The sequence below is a fragment of the Acinetobacter sp. 226-1 genome (genome assembly GCF_030329325.1).
Classification (GTDB): Bacteria; Pseudomonadota; Gammaproteobacteria; order Pseudomonadales; family Moraxellaceae; genus Acinetobacter; species Acinetobacter sichuanensis.
In genome coordinates this window covers 1-743 of the sequence record NZ_JACANU010000064.1, presented here as the reverse complement: position 1 = coordinate 743, position 743 = coordinate 1, and the positions used below count along the sequence as shown (strand labels likewise).

Genomic DNA, 743 nt, shown 5'->3' with positions numbered 1-743 from the left:
AACTTCTTCCTTAGCATGAAATGCATCCATTATTTTGAATAAATCTTTACGATCTTCATCATTTAATTTTGGATCGGCATTAATTTCATCACTGATTTTTTGAATATCTTCAGGTGACTCTGTTTTAAAGATTTTAGATTCAATACAAGCAAAATAGTCATCTGGTGTACCAATGATAATAGTAGGTGTTGACTTAGGCTCAACAACAGTTTCAACTTCAATAGGATCTAATGAACCGCCGTTCAATGTGATAAATGCACGTGCATGGGCAATTGCATCATCAGACGTTTTATGTAAAAGCTTTGATGTGATCAAACGTTTTAAATAAGTAGCATTGTTAGCAGTGCTTAGAATTTCAATAGGACGATCCACATCTAAAAGATTGGGTGCGTAATACACGGCAGAATTAATCAAGTCATCAAAACCTTGCAAGCACTCAGGTACTTCTAGATCCAATTGACCGATTGTCATAAAACGAGGGGCAAGGCAAAACTCGTAATCAGCACCGAAGAAAACTGTAGCAGGGAATTGACTCAACTCGCTAAAGTCGAGCAGTTGCCCGACTGCACGACATAACACATCTTGACCAGATGACATTGCTTCAAAAGCTTGTTTAGCGTTTAAAATATCCATTTGTTATCCCTCAATGGTGCATCGGTTGCTGTGGCGAGTTTTGGTTTCGTTGGGTTTGTTTGGTTGGCCAACCCATTTGATCTGAACGAGCTCGACAAGCATTATTAATA

At 38.2% G+C, this 743-nt stretch carries 1 pseudogene; it reads right to left on the bottom strand.

Annotated elements, in window-relative coordinates:
* A pseudogene (locus HX124_RS18105) lies at positions 1 to 633 on the bottom strand (hypothetical protein); the annotation flags it as partial.
* Positions 634 to 743 lie beyond the last annotated feature (110 nt).